Raw genomic sequence first — 17,880 nt, 5'->3', positions numbered from 1 at the left:
AGCGGCGAAAAGATATCGCATCAACTTCCATCCATTTGTGAGAAGGCCGGTCGGATAAAAGTTGGATGTGGAGATTTCGCGGATGAACTACGGCAGAGCAGTGTTCTTCTCGCCCGTAATTCTACCGAGGGGAACTCGTGAAATGCGCGTACCTGCGCCCGTTGCCTACATAGCTCTTTACATCGCGTTGTACGCTGCATTCGGCGTGGCATCGCCGTTCTGGCCGAAATATTTCGAAATCAGATCGCTGACGCCCGAGCAGATCGGCGTGATACTCGCGGCAGCGTTGCTGATGCGTCTCGTCGCCGGTCCACTCGTCGGTATGTTTGCAGACTTCCTGCAGTCGTTGCGCCTCGTGCTCGCATGCTGCGCCACCCTGGCGGCCGCAGCGGCCGTGGCGTTGCTGTGGGCCGATGGTTTCTGGTTGTTACTCCTCGTGGCGCTGGTGCAGGCCGCGGCTCTCGCCCCCACGACGTCGATCGCCGATGCGTTGTCGGTCAACGCAGCCAGACCTCAGCTAGCGGGTAGGCCTTTCGAATATGGCTGGATTCGCGGTGCGGCATCGGCCGCTTTCGTCTGCGGCACGCTGATCATCGGGCAACTCGTAACTTCAACCGACCTGACGCGTGTGATCTGGTTGAACGCAGGCCTGCTTGTCGCTGCCGCTGCAGTTACCGCGCTGGTGCCCAGGGTTTCAGCGCCATCGTCGCCGCACACGGGCGCATCGCAGCTTGCGAGTGAGATTCGTGCACTCCTCGGGATCGCGCGGCTTCGAATCCTGATCCTGGTCTCGGCTCTGGTCTATGGCAGCCACGCCATGCATGACGCCTTTGCGGTGATCCGGTGGAGCAATGCCGGAATAGACACTTCCGTCATCAGCGTCCTGTGGTCGGAAGCCGTCGCCGCAGAAGTCGTCGTGTTCTTTCTGCTCGGTCCGGCACTGCTCAACCGGCTCGGCGCGCGCGGTGCGGCAGCTTTGGCGGCGGCAGCCGGAATCGTTCGCTGGTCGGTCGCGGGGACAACGACCTCTGTCGTGCCGCTCGCGATGGTGCAGCCGCTGCACGGATTGACGTTTGCGCTGCTGCATCTTTCTTGTATGCGGTTGATGGCAGCTCTTGTCCCCGCCAGAATGGCCGCAACGGCTCAAGCAGCCTACGCGTTTGGTGCAGGCGCGGTGACGGCCGCACTGACGCTGCTTTCGGGGTTTTTCTATGCCAGGTATGGCGGCGGTGCGTTCGTTGCGATGGCGGGGCTCTGCGGCCTCGCGTTGCCGCTCGCCTGGTTCGGCTTGGCGACGCGCAGGATGGATGCGCACGTCGAGTTGCGGTAGAATCCACGTCGCGAAAAACAGGTCGATCTCTCTCGAAGGTTTGCCAATTGGTCTCGGAAAGCGATCTAGACGTTACTCTCGATGTCGTCAGGGCCGGCGCCGCCGGGCCTGCGGAGGGTATTTTTGGTCCGGCGTCGATGACGTGGCGGATCGACAGGGAAGCCGTCATCTTTCTGGGAGCCGGGCGCGCCTTGCTGCTTCAACTGGCGCATCCCTGGGTCGCGGCTGCGGTTGCCGAGCACTCGCGCACCTTTGCCGATCCAGTCGGCCGCTTTCATCGAACCTTCGAGCTGATGTTTACGATGGTGTTCGGTTCGCTCGACGGCGCGACTGCCGCGGCCCGGCGTCTGCATCGGCGGCACGCGATGATCTCCGGCGTGTTGCCCGAGGCGATCGGCCCGTTCGCCCAAGGCTCTTCCTACTATGCCAACGACATCGCCGCGCTGCGCTGGGTTCACGCCACCCTCGTCGAAACCGCCGCCATCGCGCACGACCTCGTCTTGCCTCCGCTCCCGCCCGAAGAGCGCGAGCAATATTGGGCCGAAAGCCGGCTGTTCGGCTCACTGTTCGGGCTGAAACCTGCGGACCTGCCAGCGGATTGGTCATCCTTCACCGACTACAACGCTGCGATGGCTCGATCGGATACCTTGTCCGTCAGCCCTGCGGCGCGTGACGTGGCCCACCACATCTTCACCGGCGCACGCAGGTGGCTGCGCCCGCCGCGGTGGTACCTGGCCCTGAGCGTGCAGATGTTGCCGGAGCGGCTGCGCACAGGCTTTGGCTTCGACGTCGACGAGCGCGATAGGAGAGCCGCGGACCGCGCGCTCAAATGGACTCGGCGCGTGTACCCCCATCTGCCGACCCGCATCCGCTACGTCGGCCCTTATCACGAGGCCCAGGCGCGCCTGCAGGGAAAGCCGCGGCTCGAGCTGGCTACCCGGTGGCTCAATCGGGCGTGGACCGGACGACCGCGGCTGGATGATAGTCGGAAGAAGTGAGGCCGATGGGCATCGGCGTGTCATTTGCGATAGGACATCTGCCCACCGACGATTCCTGAAAACGAAACCCTGCAGAACCGGATTGTGAGACCGATGGACGAGGACGACCCGAGTGACGAGATTTCGCGGATTGAAGCGCGGCTCGAGGAACTGGCCGAGGTCGCCGAGCGCTGCCGCAAGATCACGTTGGTCTCGAAGGCGGCGATCGCCGCCGGCGCCGGATTGATGCTCGTCACGATGCTCGGCCTGCTTGGGTCCAACCAGGTCGGAGCCCTCGGCTCGATTGCCGCGGTGCTGGGCGGCATCGTGTCGCTCGGCTCGAACGCCAGCACCTTGCGGCAGACCATGGCCGCCATCAGCGAGGCCGAGGCGCTTCGTTCCGATCTGATCGGCAGGATCGACCTTCGCGTGGTCGGCGACGAAACGAGGAAACGGATTTGAGCTGGTTTTTCGAAAGCGATCTCTGAGGTGTCGAGCGCGGGCAGGTAATGGAATGGCCCGGATCCTGCTTTGACAGGTGCGCGCTAACCTGATCCATTTCCGAGCGTTCGAGAGCGGCGAGACATTCAGCACAGTTTCAGCACAGTTAAGGAGTCAACCCATGAAAGAACGGGAACTTCGAGACCTGATTGCGGACGTCAAGACCGGCCGGCTGTCGCGGCGGGCCTTTGTCCAGCGAATGATCGCCGCAGGCCTTTCGGCGCCGATGGCCGGGATGATGCTGAGCCAGTCCGGAGTCGCGATGGCCGCGACCGCGCTTCCCTACAAGCCGACCAAGGCCGGCGGCGGCGGTGTGCTGAAACTGATGTACTGGCAGGCGGTGACCCTGCTCAATCCGCATTTCGCCGTCGGCACCAAGGACCAGGAAGGCTCCCGGATCTTCTACGAGCCGCTGGCAGGATGGGACGGCGACGGCAACCTGGTTCCGATCCTCGCTGCCGAGATTCCGAGCAAGGCGAATGAGGGATTGTCCGAGGACGGCCGCTCGGTGGTCTGGAAGCTGAAACGCGGCGTCAAATGGCATGACGGCATGCCGTTCACGGCCGACGACGTCGTCTTCAACTGGGAATATGCCAAAACGCCGGATACCGCGGCGGTCTCGATCGCCAGCTACAAGGACATCACGGTCGAGAAGATCGACGACCTCACCGTCCGCCTCACCTTCGCCAAGCCGACGCCGTTCTGGGCCAATGCTTTTGTCGGCAACTACGGCATGATCATCCCAAAACACCTGTTCAAGGATTACGTCGGCGTCAGGTCGCGCGAGGCGCCGAACAATCTGAAGCCGGTCGGCACCGGCCCTTATCTGTTCGTGGATTTCACGCCGGGCGACATGCTCCGCGCCAGGATCAATCCCAACTACCACGTCGCCAGCCGGCCGCATTTCGATGAGGTGGAGGTCAAGGGCGGTGGCGACGCGGTGTCGGCGGCGCGCGCGGTGCTGCAGACCGGCGAATATGACTATGCCTGGAACATGCAGGTCGAAGACCAGATCCTGCTGAAGATGGAAGCCGTCGGAAAGGGCAAAATCAGCATCACGCCATCGGGCAATGTCGAATTCATACAGCTCAACTCGACCGATCCCGCGGTCGAGGTCGACGGCGAGCGCGCCAGCATCAAGACCAGGCATCCGCTGTTCAGCGATCCGGCGGTGCGCCAGGCCATCAATCTCCTGATCGATCGCGCGTCGATCGAGAAACACATCTATGGGCGCACGGCGCTGGCTACCGCGAACTTCCTCAACAATCCGGAACGCTTCCGGTCGAAGAATACCAAATTCGAATTCAACATCGAAAAAGCCAACCAGATCCTCGAGGCCGCCGGCTGGAAAAAGGGCGGCGACGGCATTCGCGCCAAGGACGGCAAGCCGCTGAAGTTCGTGTTCCAGACCTCCATCAATGCGCCCAGGCAGAAGACCCAGGCCATCATCAAGCAGGCGTGCCAGAAAGCGGGCATCGAGGTCGAACTGAAGGCGGTGTTGGGATCGGTGTTCTTTTCCTCCGACACGGCCAATCCCGACACTTACACGCATTTCTATTGCGATGCGCAGATGTACAACACCACCATGCCGCAGGCCGACCCGCAGCTCTTCATGAACCAGTATGTGTCGTGGCAGGTGGCGAGCAAGGAAAACAAGTGGCAGGGACGCAACGTCTCGCGCTGGCAAAACAAGGAATACGACGAGATCTACAAGCAGGTCGAACAGGAGCTCGACGCGGTGAAGCGCGCGGCTTTGTTCATCAAGCTCAACGACCTCGTCGTGAAAGACAATTACATCCAGCCCATCATCTCCCGGACCCGGGTCGCAGCGCTCGGCGGCAAGCTGACCGCGCATATCTCGGGCTGGGACAATGATTTGTGGCAACTCGCGAGCTGGTACAGGGAGGCGTGAGCGCGGAATATCGGATGTGCGGGGCGATCACGCTTCTACGCTCATGCCGTCAGCTTGTCTGGTCAGGCGATCGAGCAGCCGCTCGATGATCCCGGCGTGACCAAAGCTCAAGCCGATCGAGGATGCTTAGGAGCTCGGTGCCCTTGAGCGAGAGCGAGTAGGTCACGCGCCGTGGGAACGCAACGGTTGGGGCGCGCAGCACCAAGCCTCGATTTTCAAGCCCATCCAGACGCTCAGAAAGCACCTTCGGAGATACGCCCGGTAGAAGCTCCGCCAGCTCTCCGTGCCGTTTCGGGCCGTCTTTCAGGTGCCAGAGCACAAGTGCGTTCCACCGGTGGCCCAGGAAGGCCAACCAATCCTCGACCGGGCAATCTGCCGGGCGACGCGGTTGCGGATTGTCGAGTTCTAATCGTAGCGCAGCAGATGACAATGCGGCTTCCTTCCCGTTTGGTTAGCACTGAAGGGACGTGCTTCTTTTCTTCTCTCCAACAACGAGGAGATGAGACATGACCGTGACTGAGCCAGCCCAGATGAATGAGGCATTCGCTCAAGCCTTCAACAGCCGTAACATAGACAATCTGCTCGCGCTTTACGAGATGGATGCCGTCCTGCGCGTGGATGGAAGCGAACGAAGTCTGATAGGGCAGGACGCGATCGCTGGTGAGTTGCGGCGTCTGCTGCAAGCGCCCGGCACGATGACGTCGAGCAATAACTTTTGCATCCAGCACGGTGATGTCGCGCTGCTGCGTGCCGATTGGGAACTGCGCGCCCAGGACGGCTCCATCGTGGCTTCCGGCAGCTCGGCCGAGTTGGTCCGCCGCCAGTCCGATGGCACCTGGCGCTACGTCATCGACCACGCAGCGGGCGCCTCCCTGCCGCGCGTCATCCAAGTGGAAGGGCTATCATGGGAATTACGGTGACAGTGCTGGACTGGACCGTAATGCCACGGCCCGCATGCTGGACCAGCGCCGGCGCGCCACCGACTGTCGCGCCGGCTGCCGCGGCAACTGTTGGCTAGATCACACGTGAAGGCTGCAAAGCGATGTAAGCTCTTCACGGTTTGCCGTGAGCCATCATGCTCCGGCGTCGCAAACGAATATCGATAGTGCGGACAGCGCGTCCGGCCGGTTGTCACCGGCCGCGGCGATCGGATCATCGTGCCGAAAGGGCAGATCTGGGCCGGCCAATGAGCAGCAAACCGAGGCCGAGGACGCAGCGATCGGCGAAGAGGAAACTGGCAGCAGGCGGCACACAAACGGGGGAGCGAGCGATGGCTCAAATCGGCAGGTCTACCGACCCTTCAACGGCTGACAACCGCGACGACGTCGCAGGCAGCGAGGTCGCTTCGTTCCGCTACAACAATCCCGGCGCTCAATATCCGAGCGCGCGCGCCGCGCGCTTCGGCCAGACCGGCTATGGCATCATCGGCGGCGGCCACAAGATCGCACGGTTTCCCTCGCCGGTGAACGGCGCCGCCTCGAACTTCGACCTGTTGTCGCGCAGCTATGTCGGCATGCGGATCGGCGAGGCCGGAACGAAGTGGACTGGCGCCCACGGTTTCGGCGTGCCTGGCTATAACCCGAACGCCATCCTGACAAAGGAGATGGTCGACGATCCCGTGCAGGCCATTGCCCTGCTGAAAGCCATCGCCGGCCGCGAGTCGGGCAAAGGCAATAACCTGACCGAAGAGCAGTGGCGTCAGGCCCATCGCATGTACAAGGCCGGCAGCGCCGACGCCTTCTTCGACGGTCTGCCTGCTGTAGCCGTTGCCCAGCCGCCCGCGAACGGTGTGCCCTCGGGTGCGGGACTGGTGCAGCGCGCCCGCCCGCATATCGGCGAGCAATACGTCAACACCCAGGTGCCGAAGGACGATCCGCATTGGCATGGCCCGTGGGACTGTGCCGAGTTCGTTTCATGGCTGGTCTATCAGGAAGCCGGCACGCTTTACGGCTGCGTCGACCACACGGCGCTGCCTGCCAAGGCCGATGCCTATACCGGCGCATGGAAGGCTGACCTTGAGCGGCTCGGCAAACGCGTTTCGGTGGAGGAGGCGGCAGCGACTGTCGGTGGCATCGTGCTCCGCTATCCGCCGGGTCCGGGCAAGATGGGCCACATCGCAGTATGCGACGGCAACGGCGGCACCATCGAGGCAAAGGGACGGCGTTACGGCGTGGTGGCCGACACGGTGCATGGCCGCGGCTGGCACACCGGCATCCTGATTCCCGGCATCTCCTACGACAATGCCGCGCCGATCAAGGTCAACCCGCCAGCCATCATCTACGAGGTCGGTGCGCCGAACATGAACATGGCCGTTGTCACGCGCATCCAGGCGGCGCTGGCCGCCAAAGGCTTCGATCCCGGCCTGATCGACGGCGAGTTCGGATTAAACACGCAAGCCGCCGTGCTGCGTTTCCAGGAAGCCGAGGGCATGGTCGTCGATGGCGCGGTGGGGCCGGAGACGGCGGCGGCGCTCGGCGTCTCGCTCGGGGCCGAAGCCGCAATGCCTGGCGTCGCCGTGGCGGAGACGGGTACTGCCGCTGGCGCTCCGGCCCTCGACCTGCAGCAACTGCTTCCGCTCATTCTCATGTTGCTATCGAAGGAGAAACCGATGGCCGCCGATCCTGCCAAGCCGGGCCAAGGCCTCGAACTGCTGCTGCCGCTGATTCTGCAGTCGGCGCTCACCGGCAAGCAACTCGACATCGCGCAGCTTCTTACCGTGCTTGCGACCGGCAAGCCCGTTGCGGTGCCGGCGGTGACGCCGATCGCGAACGCGCCGGTGCTCGCGCAACCGGTCAACACCGTCCCGGCGCCGGTCGTCTCGCAACCGGCAACGCCGCAACAGCCTGGCGCCGCTGCGCCGGTCGATCTCATCACCGTGCTGATGCCGCTGCTCTACGAGCGGCTGACCGGCAAGCCGCTTCCAGGCACCGAAAAACCGGATAAGCCTGCCGAGCCGCTGGCGCCGGCGATGTCGCGGCCGAGCGTGCAGCTTTCTGCCGGCATGCTCGGTATCGTCACCCTGCTGCAGTCGGCGGGCATTCTCAATCTGCCCTTCAATCTTGGAGCGATCGCCGGTCAGGCGCCAAGCACAACCGCGCCGGTTTCCGGCTCGACGATGGCAACGTTGATTCCGATTATCACCGGCGTGATCGGCGCCACCGGCGGCTTCGGCGCGCTGGGTGGAATTGCATCGAAGCTGCTGGGTGGACTGTTCAGCGCGTTCGGGAAGAAGTGAGGGAAGGCCGGAGCTTGGAAGAATAAACTTCGGTACGTCCACGCCCCGCTGCTCCGGAGTGTGCTTGGCGCTGGTGCCATGACACCTGCCCGGAGCATTGAACCTTTCGGTTCATGCCGAGACACATTCACGCCTATAACAGTGCTTGCCGCAGGGCGCATCTTTTCATGGATGATCCTACAGTTTTCCTCAGCCGTCTCGCGAGGTTCGCGCTGATACCGATCGGGGTGCTGCTGCTGCTCGGCGCGGGCTTTAGCGTCTGGGGCACGAAAGCGTGGCTCGCCCGCGCCGTTGAAACACAGGGTACCGTGATCGAGATGCTGCGCGTGCGCGACAGCGAGAACAAGGGCTATCTCTTTACGCCAATTGTGCGTTTCGACACCATTGACGGCAGGACCGTCGAATTCCAGTCCGGCCTGCGAACCAATCCGCCCCTTTACCGCACCGGACAGGAAGTGTCTGTTGTTTACGATCCCGGCGTGCCGGAATCGGCCGCCGTCCGGGACGTGCTGTCGCTTTGGATGATGCCGATCATCCTGGCTTTCATCGGGTCGATCTTCCTGACCGTCGCGACCGCCATGATCGTGCTGATCAAGCGGGTGTCGCGGGCTTTCGACCAAGCACCGCACGTCATTGATGTAGCCAGTCCGCCAAGGCGTGGCACTGCGCTCAACAGGTCACATTCATGATCCCGTTTCCGTCTTGGCGTCGGCGCGTTTACGGACAGAGGTTTGGCGTGGCGTACTTGCTCGCGCTGGCCATACTGCTGCCTGTCGCCAGCGCATCGATGGCCGCACCTTCCGACAATCGCGCAAAGCTATGGGACACCTGCCGCAATAATGGCGGCGAGGCCGGGCTGGCCGCCTGCATGACGATCATCAACACGCGCGGCATACCGGCGCGCGAGCGCGCGAACGCGTATTACAATCGGTGCTACCATTACATCCTGGGGCACGACTATCGGAATGCACTGGCGAACTGCGATAGATCGCTTGAAGAGAATCCGTCGTTCGTCGACGCTTGGATGAACCGGAGCACGATCCGCAGTGGTCTCGGCCAATTTGATCTTGCCATTAAGGACGCCACCCAGGCGTTCGCCCTGGCGAACAACAATTCGGACCGCGCCGGCGCGCTGCGCAACCGCGCCGCAGCCTTCGTCCGGCGTGGGAACATCGCGGAGAGCCGGGCCGACCTCGACCAGGCGGCCAGGCTGCAACCGGGCGACGTCTACAATTTCATTAACCGGGCGGACTTTCTGCTGCAGCTCGGCAGTCCCGATGAAGCTCTGCGACAGGTTGCGCGGGCTCGCGCCACCCGCGCCACCAGCAACTTTTCGCAGCCGAAGATGTACTCCGACATTGGCGTGCTACACAGCAAGGCCCTCGTGGCGCTGAAACGCTATTCGGAAGCCCTTCCTGTGCTGGACGCGCTGATCAAGATCGATCCGAACAACGCCGAAGCATTTGCACTCAAGAGCGTGGCATCGGCCCGAACGAACAATGTCGCGGCCGCGCGGGATGCGCTGTCCACCGCGCGCCGGCTGCCGCTGTCCAGCCCTGACGCCGCCGACGTGTTCCGCGAGGCGGAGCAGCTTCTGCGCGAACTGGACAGCGCCATGGCTCCGCGCCCTGAAGATCCGGCGCAGCCGGCACGGGAGCGGAGCAATCGGATCGCGCTGGTAATCGGCAACGGCGCCTATCAGAATGTAACGCCGCTCACGAACGCCGGCCGCGACGCCGAAGCGTTGGCGGCGGAATTCGATGCGCTCGGCTTCCGCAAGGTGACGCTGCTGCGCGACGTGACGCGTGAGCAAATGTTTGCAGCCCTGCGCGCGTTCGCGAAGGAAGCCGAAATGTCCGATTGGGCCGTAATCTATTTTGCCGGCCATGGGCTCGAGATGGGCGGCGTCAACTGGCTCGCGCCTGTTGATGCGCAGTTCAAGACCGACCGCGACGTGCGCCTCGAAGCGGTGTCGATCGACGAACTGAGCGCGGCAATCGAAGGCGCTCGAGGACTGCGTCTCATCGTGCTGGATGCATGCCGCGACAATCCGTTTGCGCCGCAGATGCGCTTCACCAACAGCACGCGTTCGCTCGGAACGGGGCTGGCACGGGTGGAGCCCGAGGGCGGGACCATGGTCGCCTATGCGGCGAAGGCTGGTCAGGTGGCGCATGACGGCGACGACGGCAACAGCCCATTCATGAAGGCGCTGCTCAAGCGGCTGAAGCAGCCGGGCTTGGAAATTTCCATGCTTTTCCGCTTCGTGCGCGATGACGTAATGGCCGCAACCGGTCGGCAGCAGGAGCCATTCGTGTACGGCTCGCTTCCGAGCGAACCATTTTATTTCCGCACAGCCGCGACGGTTTCCCGGTGACATGGAGCGGCGGATTATTGCCAAGGCGAAGCCGTAGCGCGGAGGCAAGCGCCGCTCTTCGGAATCGAACCAGCGATCCCAAAACCGCGTTTTGAGTCGAGTGCGTTCCGTCAAGCTCGGTCGGCTTGTCAGGCATTGGCCCGCCTTGGGCAGTGTGTCATCCCCACGTCATGGACAGTTGATAGTCGGACTAAGCGAACAATGACCATCATTGTTCGGAATTGGCGAACAGCCTGCGAGATCCGATATGTTGTCGCTCCGGAACGTAACGGTTACCTATCCCAACGGCGTCGTGGCGCTGCGGCCGACGACAGCCGTCTTCGAGCGGGGAAAATTCATCGTTCTTCTCGGCACTTCAGGCGCAGGAAAATCGACGTTGCTGCGCAGCCTCAATGGGCTCGTGCGGCCGACTTCCGGTGAGGTTTGCGTTGAAGGACGCGGATCGATTTTCTCCAGCCGGGCTCACTTGCGCGCGCATCGGCGACGGACCGGTATGGTGTTCCAGCAACATCATTTGATCGGCCGGCTATCGGCGCTCGACAACGTGTTGACGGGACGGCTTGCCGCACACAGCGTCCTGCGGTCGATTTTGCCGCTGCCACGCGCCGACCGGCTGCTGGCGCTGGAGGCGCTCGACCGGGTCGGCCTTGCCGACCGAGCGCTGGACCGCGCCGACCAGCTTTCCGGCGGACAGCAGCAGCGCGTCGGTATCGCGCGCGCCATGGCCCAGAAGCCGGAGATCGTGCTCGCCGATGAACCGGTCGCGAGCCTCGACCCCGCCACCTCCGTCAAGGTGCTCGAGGATCTTCATCGGATTTGCCGCGAGGATGGCATCACCGCGATCGTCAGCCTGCATCAGGTCGATCTGGCACGCCAGTTCGCCGATCACATCATCGGGCTGGCACAGGGGCGCATCGCTTTCGAAGGCGCGCCGGATCAACTCGGCTCGGCCACGCTCGATCATATCTACGCGACGGAACGCAAAGCCTTGGCCAAAGCGGCTTAGTCGAGCCGTCAATCTGGATGGAGAAATCGATGATACAACGCCGCAATTTTCTTGTCGGCTCGGCCGCGGCCGGCCTCTGCGCGCTCGCCGCTCCGGTATTTGCCGCCGACAAGACCAGCCCCGACAAGCTGCGGATCGCGCTGTTGCCGGACGAGAACGCATCGACGATCATTCAGAATGCACAGCCGCTCAAGAGGTATCTCGAGGAAGTGCTGAAGAAGCCCGTCGAGATCATCGTCACCACCGACTATTCGTCGATGATCGAGGCGATGCGGTTCGGCCGCATCGAGGTCGGCTATTTCGGTCCGTTCTCCTACGTGCTTGCCAAGTCGAAGGCACCCGACATCGAGCCCTTCGGTGTCGGTGTCGAAAAGGGCAAGCCCAACTACCAGTCGATCCTGATCGCCACCGCGGATGGCCCGGTAAAGGAACTGGCCGACATCAAGGGCAAGCCGTTCGCATTCGGCGACAGGGCTTCCACGTCGAGCCATCTTGCGCCGCGGGCCCTTCTCGCCAGGCAGGGGCTGATCGGCGATGCAGACTACAAGGTTGTCCATCTCGGCCAGCACGATGCGGTCGCGCGGGCCGTCGCGGCCGGGCAGGTGCCAGCCGGCGCTCTCTCGGAGCAGATTTATCGCGTCTTGGTCGAGACCAAGAAAATCGATCCGACCAGGATCCGGCAGCTCGCATTGTCCGAACCCATTCCGAACTACCCGCTAACGGTGCAAGGTTTTCTGAAACCCGAACTCAAGGACGCCATCAAGCGGGCGTTCCTGGACTTGAAGGACCCCACCATCCTCAAGCTATTCCGCGTTGAAGCCATCGCGACCGCAACCGACAAGGATTACGACGTGTTGCGCGACATGGCGAAAGTGCTCCAGCTCGACGTAGCCAAGCTGTAAAAAAGATGAAATCGGTTTCGCACACGTTCGACGCCATCCTTGAAGAGCAACGCCGCTCCGCCTTGCGCGGGGTGGGCCTCGTCGGCCTGATCGTCGCCGCGTGCGTCGCAGCCCTTGCGGCCACCGGCTTCTTCGACGCGCAACGGTTTCTGGAAAGCGGGCCGGCGATCGGTACGCTGGCCTCGGAAATGGTGCCGCCAGATTTCAGCCGCTGGCAATCATGGCTGCGGCCGCTTCTGGATACGCTTGCGATGTCGATCGCCGGCACCGCGCTTGCCGTGGTCTTCTCCCTGCCGCTCGCACTTTTGGCTGCGCCCAATACCAGCCCGCACCCAACCATTTATCTGGCGGTGCGGACGTTCCTCGCCTTCCTGCGCTCGGTGCCGGAGATCATCCTTGGCGTTCTGTTTGTCGCAGCGGTCGGCTTTGGCGCGCTGCCGGGCGTCCTTGCGCTGGCGCTGCATTCGGTCGGCATGGTCGGCAAGTTCTATGCCGAGGCAATCGAACATGTCGATCCCAAGCCGCTGGAAGCGGCTCGCGCTGCGGGCGCGACGCCGTTGCAGGTCATTCAGCACGCCGTTCTGCCGCAAGTCCTGCCGCAGCTCACGGACGTCACGATCTACCGGTGGGAATATCATTTCCGGGCTTCTGCCGTGCTCGGCATCGTTGGCGCAGGGGGAATCGGTTTCGAACTGATCTCGGCGCTTCGCCTCCTGAACTACGATCAGGTGTCGGCCATCCTGCTTTCGATCCTCGCCTGCGTCGTCATCGTCGATACCGTCGGCGCGTACTTGCGAAAATCGCTCAAGTAATAGTCTCCCGATGACAGAATTGCCGCTCATTGTGCTGACAAACCGGGTGTTCCCCGAGACCCGCGCCATGTTCGAAGGTGTTGCGCGCATCGTTGCAAACGATGAGCCCGAGCCATGGAGCTATGACCAGGTGATCGAACGCTGCAGGGAAGCGGCCGGGCTCATGGCATTCATGACCGATTGCGTCGATCGCGCCTTTCTCGCGCAATGCCCAAACCTGAAAGTCATCGGCGCCGCCTTGAAGGGCTATGACAATATCGATGTCGATGCGGCACGCGAACGTGGTGTCCAGGTGACGATCGTGCCGGACCTTCTCACCGAGCCGACGGCTGAACTGGCCATCGGACTGATGATCGCGCTCGGGCGGCATATTCCGGCCGGCGATGCAGGAATTCGTGCAGCGGGATTCGCTGGCTGGCGGCCCCAGCTTTACGGAACGGGTATCAGCAATTCGACGGTGGGGATTGTCGGGTTCGGCCGGGTCGGTCAGGCCATCGCACGCCGCCTCTCCGGATTCGGCTGTCGCATCATTGCGTATGACGCCGAGCCGTTCGAGAGCCCCGGCGTCGAGGCGATGGCGTTGGAGAACCTATTGAAGGTCGCCGACTTCGTGGTGCTGGGTCTGCCGCTGACCGAATCTACCACCGGTCTGATCAATGCCGAGGCGATCGGGCGGATGCGGCGCGGGACGTTGCTCGTCAATCCCGCGCGCGGTTCGCTCGTCGATGAGGCAGCCGTAGCCGACGCGCTCGAGCGCGGTCAGCTCGGGGGATATGCCGCCGACGTTTTCGAATGCGAGGATTGGGCGCGGCCCGACCGGCCAGCAGCGATCGACGCAAGATTGACGCGGCCGGGCGCCCGAACCGTGTTGACGCCACACATCGGATCGGCCGTGACGTCGGTGCGGCGCGAGATCGAGTTGGCCGCTGCGACCAGCATCATCGAGGCGCTGGCCGGCAAGGTGCCTGGCGGGCTCATCAACAGGCCGGCGCGCACAAGAAATCCTGCATTGACCGCATGAAATGCTGAACCTGACCCATGCTCGCTCGTTTGTCACGGTGATCGCCGCCCGCGGCGTTCGTGCGGCGGCGCGCCAGCTCGATCTGGCGCCTTCCACCATCGTGGATCACATCCGCCAACTGGAGGCGGTCTTGGCTGCGCCGCTTGTGGTACGCCAGCGCGGCGGCGCCATGCCGACCGATCAAGGCGCGCGCTTCCTTCCGCTCGCACGCTCGCTGGTCGAGACCGCCACGCGCGTGCGCAGCCTGATTCACCTTCCCGCGCTGCGTCTGGCCGCATCGAGCAACGTCGGCACCTATTTGTTGCAGCCTCACATTGCAGCCTTTCGGCAAAGTGCGGGCATTCCCGTCGAACAATGGATTGGATCGAACTCGGATGTCGTCGCCCGGCTGGAACGGGGCGAGGCTGATCTTGCAGCGATGGAATGGTGGGACGGCAGGCCGGGCTTTACCGCGCGCACCTGGAGACGGGAGCCGCTCGTCATCATCGTCGGACCTGATCATCGCTGGGCCGGGCTTGGGGCCGTGTCCGTGGCTGAAATGCAAGGCGAACCGCTGCTGGGCGGTGAATCCGGTACCGGAACGGGCTATCTCCTGCGCCGTCAACTGGGATCGCTCGCGAAATCTCTGAACATCATCGACGGTTTCGGGAATACGGAGGCCGTCAAGCGCGCGGTCCGCGCCGGCTACGGTGCATCGATTGTCATGGAAGCGTCGGTGGCTGACGAAGTTGTCACAGAGCAGCTCGTCGCGCTTCGAATTGAAGGGGTCGAACTCGAAAAGGAGATCAAGCTGATCGTTCCGGAGGCCTTGCCGCCTACGGCTCCGGCGAGGGCAATGTTCGAGGCGTCGCTGAGCTGGGAGCGCGGCATTACAACCTAGCCTTCGCAACCTAGCCTTCGCTGGCCGGCGGCTTGTCGAGCCGAAGCTGCGATAGCAGCGTAGGCTGCCCGTCTTCGCTTCCGCAGACTCAAACTTCCCCGGACACGCTTCGTCCTCGAGGTTCTGCGTGGGCTGCGCCACGCATAGCCCGCGAGGGCGAAGCGTGGTGCCCCTGGCCGGAATCGAACCAGCACTCCTTGCGGAACTCGATTTTGAGTCGAGCGCGTCTACCAGTTCCGCCACAGGGGCCTTCGGTCGCGGGCCGGAAGGCCGGTGCGGCGAAGCCGGCGGAATATAGCGGGCGGCGCTTCCGGGTCAACCCGCGCGGAAGTGATTGTGGTGCTTCTCGACACCTGGGCGGTGGCGGGATAGGAGGCTGATGCCTATTTCGAGCATGGTCCCATGCTCCGGAGAACATTCCGTGACGTCAGATGCCGTCCATTCGTCGCACGCGCGCCATGCCGCCGATCCGGCCGTCGTTGCGGCGCTGGCGATCGCGGTCGTCGCCGCGGCGACGCTGGCAGGCGCCTGGTTCTTCGAGCTCGTGCTGGATATCCGCCCCTGTCCGCTCTGCCTCGAACAGCGTTACGCCTATTATCTGGCCCTGCCGCTCGGCCTCCTGATCGCCTTTGCCGCTTCGCGCCGGGCGCCGCGGCAGGTCGTGCTGGCCGGATTTGCGGTGCTTCTGCTCGCAGCTCTCGCCAATGCCTGGCTCGGCGGCTATCACGCCGGCGTCGAGTGGCAGTTCTGGCAGGGCCCGACAGATTGCTCCGGGCCGATCGCCGATCTCGGCAGCGCCGGCACGCTGCTGCAGCGCCTCGACACGGTGAAAGTGATCCGCTGCGACGAGGTGCAGTGGCGTTTTCTCGGGCTCTCGCTTGCCGGCTACAACGTGCTGATCTCGCTGGCGATGGCGGTGATCGCCGTGTGGGGCATCGTGTCGGCCAGGCGGGTCGTCTCGTAGGGTGGGTAAAGGCGCGATTAGCGTTCCCACCGTCCATCCCCAATCGTAGCTCTCGACGAGCGGTGGCTATGGATCCCTGCAGGGACGACCAGTGCATAGGCCGTTGGAAAATCGGCCTGCCCTAATCGTCCACGTCCTCCTGCGGTCGGCCGAACAGATGCACGATGCCGGGCGTCGTGATCGAGACGAACACGAAGCGCGACAGATGATGGGCGCCGACGAAGATCGGATCGATATGCAGCGTGAGCGCCAGCGCCAGCATGGCATCCATCGCACCGGGTGCAAAGGCCACGACGACGTCAGCGAAGCGCACATGGGTGGTCAGCATGATCACCGTGACGAAAATGGCGGAGATCAGAATCGCGACCGCAAACGAGCCCAGCCCGGCATTGATGTGGCTGAGCAGCGTCGACTTCTTGATCCGCGCAAAGCGCGTGCCGATCACGGCGCCGATGCCGACCAGCGCCACGCCGCGCATCCAGGGCGGCAGGCCGCCCTCGATCAGGCCGGTGCCGTGCAGCGCGGCGGAGGCGATCATCGCGCCGAACATCCAGCTCGCCGGGAATTTGGCGAGCCGCAACAAAAGCGCGACGCCGACGGCAGCCGCCGCCAGCACGGCGAGTTCGAGCGGCGAGGCGGTCAGGCTGGTCACTTCCGCCGGTGCCGTCGGCGCAATGCCGGTCAGCGCGAGCAGCAGCGGCAGGGCGGCGGTCAGGATGATCACGCGCATGGTCTGCACCACCGCGATCGCGGCGACATCGGCACCCTTCTCGGCGGCGAGCATCGTGATCTGCGACAGCGCGCCGGGACTCCCCGCCAGCAGCGCCGAGGTCTGGTCCCAGCCGTGCACGCGCTGCAGATAGAAGCTCGAGCCGAAGGTCGAGCAGAACGTCGCCAGCGCCAACAGCCCGATGGTCAGGGGATAGGCGCTCATGTGCTGGATCAGTTGCCGCGACACCAGCGAGCCCAGCGTGATGCCGAGCAGCACCAGCACACTCTGCGTCAGGATCGCCGGCATGATGACTGGCCGCCCTGCCAGCGCGGCGAAGCCGACCGCGGCCATCGCGCCGGAAATCAACCCGCCCGGCAGGTTGAGCCACAGAAACAGCAGGCCGCCGGCGACGCCGATGGCGAGCGTCTCGAGCGTGCCCAGAATCTTGGCGCGGTCGGCCATGGCGGAGGATATCGATGCGGGGATCAGGCTCACGCCGCCTTATGGCAAATCCGCCTGCACCGGACAAATGCGCCAGGCGATTGCAGCAATGCAGCGAGGACGCCTGCACAATCCCTGCACAAACCTCGCGCCGTGTTGGCTGAACGCTGGCTGAATGCGACGCCAGTTTGCGCCTGTTCGGCGCCAGAAAATTTTTATCGCAGGGATCGTCCGATACGTTGTCGCAAGCTGTGGTTGCGCTAGGATGGATGCCGCAGATGACTGCTCTAAGGAGACCAGGGATGACTATCCAAGCAAAAATACTGGGCGCGTGTGCGCTGTCGGCATTGGCTGCGTTTGCGATGAGCTCGCAGGCGAATGCGCTGACGGCGCAGGAATGCAGCGCCAAATACCAGGCCGCGAAGGCCGCCGGAACGCTCGGCGGCCAGAAGTGGAACGACTTCCGGAAAGCCCAGTGCGGCGCCGACGCTGCACCCGCTCCGGCGGCCGCGGCAGCACCCGCCGCGGAGCCGAAGGAAGCCGCCAAGAAGGAATCCAAGAAGGAAGCCAAGGAAGCTGCGGCGCCTGCCGCGCCGTCGGGTCCTGCAGTCTATCCGTCCGCCGTGGATGCAAAATATTCGAAGGAGACGGCGACGAAGCAGCGCTTCCACACCTGCCTCGATCAGTACAACGCCAACAAGGCCGCCAACGCCAATGGCGGGATGAGGTGGGTCCAGAAGGGCGGCGGCTATTACAGCGAATGCAACAAGAAGCTGAAGGGCTCGGCCTAGCCAGCAGTCGACGAGGGCGCGG

The 17,880-nt window shown here is 63.6% G+C and carries 17 protein-coding genes and 1 tRNA gene; 15 read left to right on the top strand and 3 right to left on the bottom strand.

Translation table 11 applies throughout. The annotated features are described in order from the left end of the window. The first annotated feature begins 142 nt into the window (after window positions 1-142). The 4 genes from LMTR13_RS34915 to LMTR13_RS34900 all read left to right on the top strand — a co-directional run bounded on the left by LMTR13_RS34915 (window position 143) and on the right by LMTR13_RS34900 (window position 4,720). Window positions 143-1,330 carry an MFS transporter gene (locus LMTR13_RS34915; protein WP_065731700.1) on the top strand — a complete coding sequence of 396 codons (1,188 nt, stop codon included), beginning with the start codon at window positions 143-145 and terminating at the stop codon, window positions 1,328-1,330. A gap of 47 nt (window positions 1,331-1,377) precedes the next feature. Next, complete coding sequence (locus LMTR13_RS34910) at window positions 1,378-2,328, top strand: oxygenase MpaB family protein (protein ID WP_065731699.1); 951 nt, start codon at window positions 1,378-1,380, stop codon at window positions 2,326-2,328. A 93-nt stretch (window positions 2,329-2,421) separates the two neighbouring features. Continuing rightward, window positions 2,422-2,769, top strand: coding sequence for a hypothetical protein (locus LMTR13_RS34905; RefSeq protein WP_065731698.1), 348 nt, complete (start codon window positions 2,422-2,424; stop codon window positions 2,767-2,769). A 160-nt stretch (window positions 2,770-2,929) separates the two neighbouring features. Next, a complete protein-coding gene (locus LMTR13_RS34900) occupies window positions 2,930-4,720 on the top strand; it encodes a peptide ABC transporter substrate-binding protein (RefSeq protein ID WP_065731697.1) in 1,791 nt (596 codons plus the stop codon). A gap of 49 nt (window positions 4,721-4,769) precedes the next feature. On the opposite strand, the gene LMTR13_RS40110 is transcribed toward LMTR13_RS34900, so the two are convergent. After that, window positions 4,770-5,039 (bottom strand): winged helix-turn-helix transcriptional regulator, encoded by a 270-nt coding sequence (locus LMTR13_RS40110; RefSeq protein WP_236843522.1) that lies wholly within the window; start codon window positions 5,037-5,039, stop codon window positions 4,770-4,772. A 187-nt stretch (window positions 5,040-5,226) separates the two neighbouring features. Between LMTR13_RS40110 and LMTR13_RS34895 the strand changes: the two genes are divergently transcribed. The 9 genes from LMTR13_RS34895 to LMTR13_RS34855 all read left to right on the top strand — a co-directional run bounded on the left by LMTR13_RS34895 (window position 5,227) and on the right by LMTR13_RS34855 (window position 14,950). After that, window positions 5,227-5,640: a YybH family protein gene (locus LMTR13_RS34895; RefSeq protein ID WP_236843229.1), complete on the top strand. Its 414-nt coding sequence runs from the start codon at window positions 5,227-5,229 to the stop codon at window positions 5,638-5,640. Window positions 5,641-5,990: 350 nt separating this feature from the next. After that, entirely contained in the window at window positions 5,991-7,955 is a 1,965-nt protein-coding gene (locus tag LMTR13_RS42030; protein ID WP_065731696.1) for a peptidoglycan-binding domain-containing protein, read from the top strand. Between the two features lie 227 nt (window positions 7,956-8,182). Continuing rightward, complete coding sequence (locus tag LMTR13_RS34885) at window positions 8,183-8,644, top strand: DUF3592 domain-containing protein (RefSeq protein WP_197520965.1); 462 nt, start codon at window positions 8,183-8,185, stop codon at window positions 8,642-8,644. Window positions 8,645-8,691: 47 nt separating this feature from the next. Beyond that, the gene (locus LMTR13_RS34880) at window positions 8,692-10,329 is read left to right on the top strand and encodes a caspase family protein (RefSeq protein ID WP_197520964.1); all 1,638 of its coding nucleotides are present in this window, start codon (window positions 8,692-8,694) and stop codon (window positions 10,327-10,329) included. A 247-nt stretch (window positions 10,330-10,576) separates the two neighbouring features. After that, window positions 10,577-11,335 (top strand): phosphonate ABC transporter ATP-binding protein, encoded by a 759-nt coding sequence (gene phnC, locus LMTR13_RS34875; protein WP_065731693.1) that lies wholly within the window; start codon window positions 10,577-10,579, stop codon window positions 11,333-11,335. A 29-nt stretch (window positions 11,336-11,364) separates the two neighbouring features. Continuing rightward, window positions 11,365-12,237 carry a phosphate/phosphite/phosphonate ABC transporter substrate-binding protein gene (gene phnD / locus LMTR13_RS34870; RefSeq protein ID WP_065733225.1) on the top strand — a complete coding sequence of 291 codons (873 nt, stop codon included), beginning with the start codon at window positions 11,365-11,367 and terminating at the stop codon, window positions 12,235-12,237. A gap of 5 nt (window positions 12,238-12,242) precedes the next feature. Continuing rightward, window positions 12,243-13,049: a phosphonate ABC transporter, permease protein PhnE gene (gene phnE / locus LMTR13_RS34865; RefSeq protein WP_065731692.1), complete on the top strand. Its 807-nt coding sequence runs from the start codon at window positions 12,243-12,245 to the stop codon at window positions 13,047-13,049. A gap of 10 nt (window positions 13,050-13,059) precedes the next feature. After that, on the top strand, window positions 13,060-14,070 hold the full coding sequence (locus tag LMTR13_RS34860) for a phosphonate dehydrogenase (protein WP_065731691.1): 1,011 nt from the start codon (window positions 13,060-13,062) through the stop codon (window positions 14,068-14,070). A 1-nt stretch (window position 14,071) separates the two neighbouring features. Beyond that, on the top strand, window positions 14,072-14,950 hold the full coding sequence (locus tag LMTR13_RS34855) for a LysR family transcriptional regulator (protein WP_065731690.1): 879 nt from the start codon (window positions 14,072-14,074) through the stop codon (window positions 14,948-14,950). Between the two features lie 164 nt (window positions 14,951-15,114). On the opposite strand, the gene LMTR13_RS34850 is transcribed toward LMTR13_RS34855, so the two are convergent. Continuing rightward, window positions 15,115-15,199: transfer RNA gene (locus LMTR13_RS34850), tRNA-Leu, on the bottom strand. Between the two features lie 172 nt (window positions 15,200-15,371). On the opposite strand from LMTR13_RS34850, the gene LMTR13_RS34845 reads away from it, so the two are divergent. After that, entirely contained in the window at window positions 15,372-15,914 is a 543-nt protein-coding gene (locus LMTR13_RS34845) for a disulfide bond formation protein B (RefSeq protein WP_065731689.1), read from the top strand. 121 nt (window positions 15,915-16,035) lie between these two features. On the opposite strand, the gene LMTR13_RS34840 is transcribed toward LMTR13_RS34845, so the two are convergent. Beyond that, on the bottom strand, window positions 16,036-17,121 hold the full coding sequence (locus LMTR13_RS34840; protein ID WP_418219736.1) for an AbrB family transcriptional regulator: 1,086 nt from the start codon (window positions 17,119-17,121) through the stop codon (window positions 16,036-16,038). A 248-nt stretch (window positions 17,122-17,369) separates the two neighbouring features. Between LMTR13_RS34840 and LMTR13_RS34835 the strand changes: the two genes are divergently transcribed. Beyond that, on the top strand, window positions 17,370-17,858 hold the full coding sequence (locus tag LMTR13_RS34835; RefSeq protein WP_065731687.1) for a hypothetical protein: 489 nt from the start codon (window positions 17,370-17,372) through the stop codon (window positions 17,856-17,858). Window positions 17,859-17,880: the final 22 nt, after the last annotated feature.

The sequence above is a fragment of the Bradyrhizobium icense genome (genome assembly GCF_001693385.1).
GTDB lineage: Bacteria > Pseudomonadota > Alphaproteobacteria > Rhizobiales > Xanthobacteraceae > Bradyrhizobium > Bradyrhizobium icense.
The sequence above is the reverse complement of the archived record's forward strand: the minus strand, read 5'-3'. Positions and strand labels throughout refer to the sequence as shown.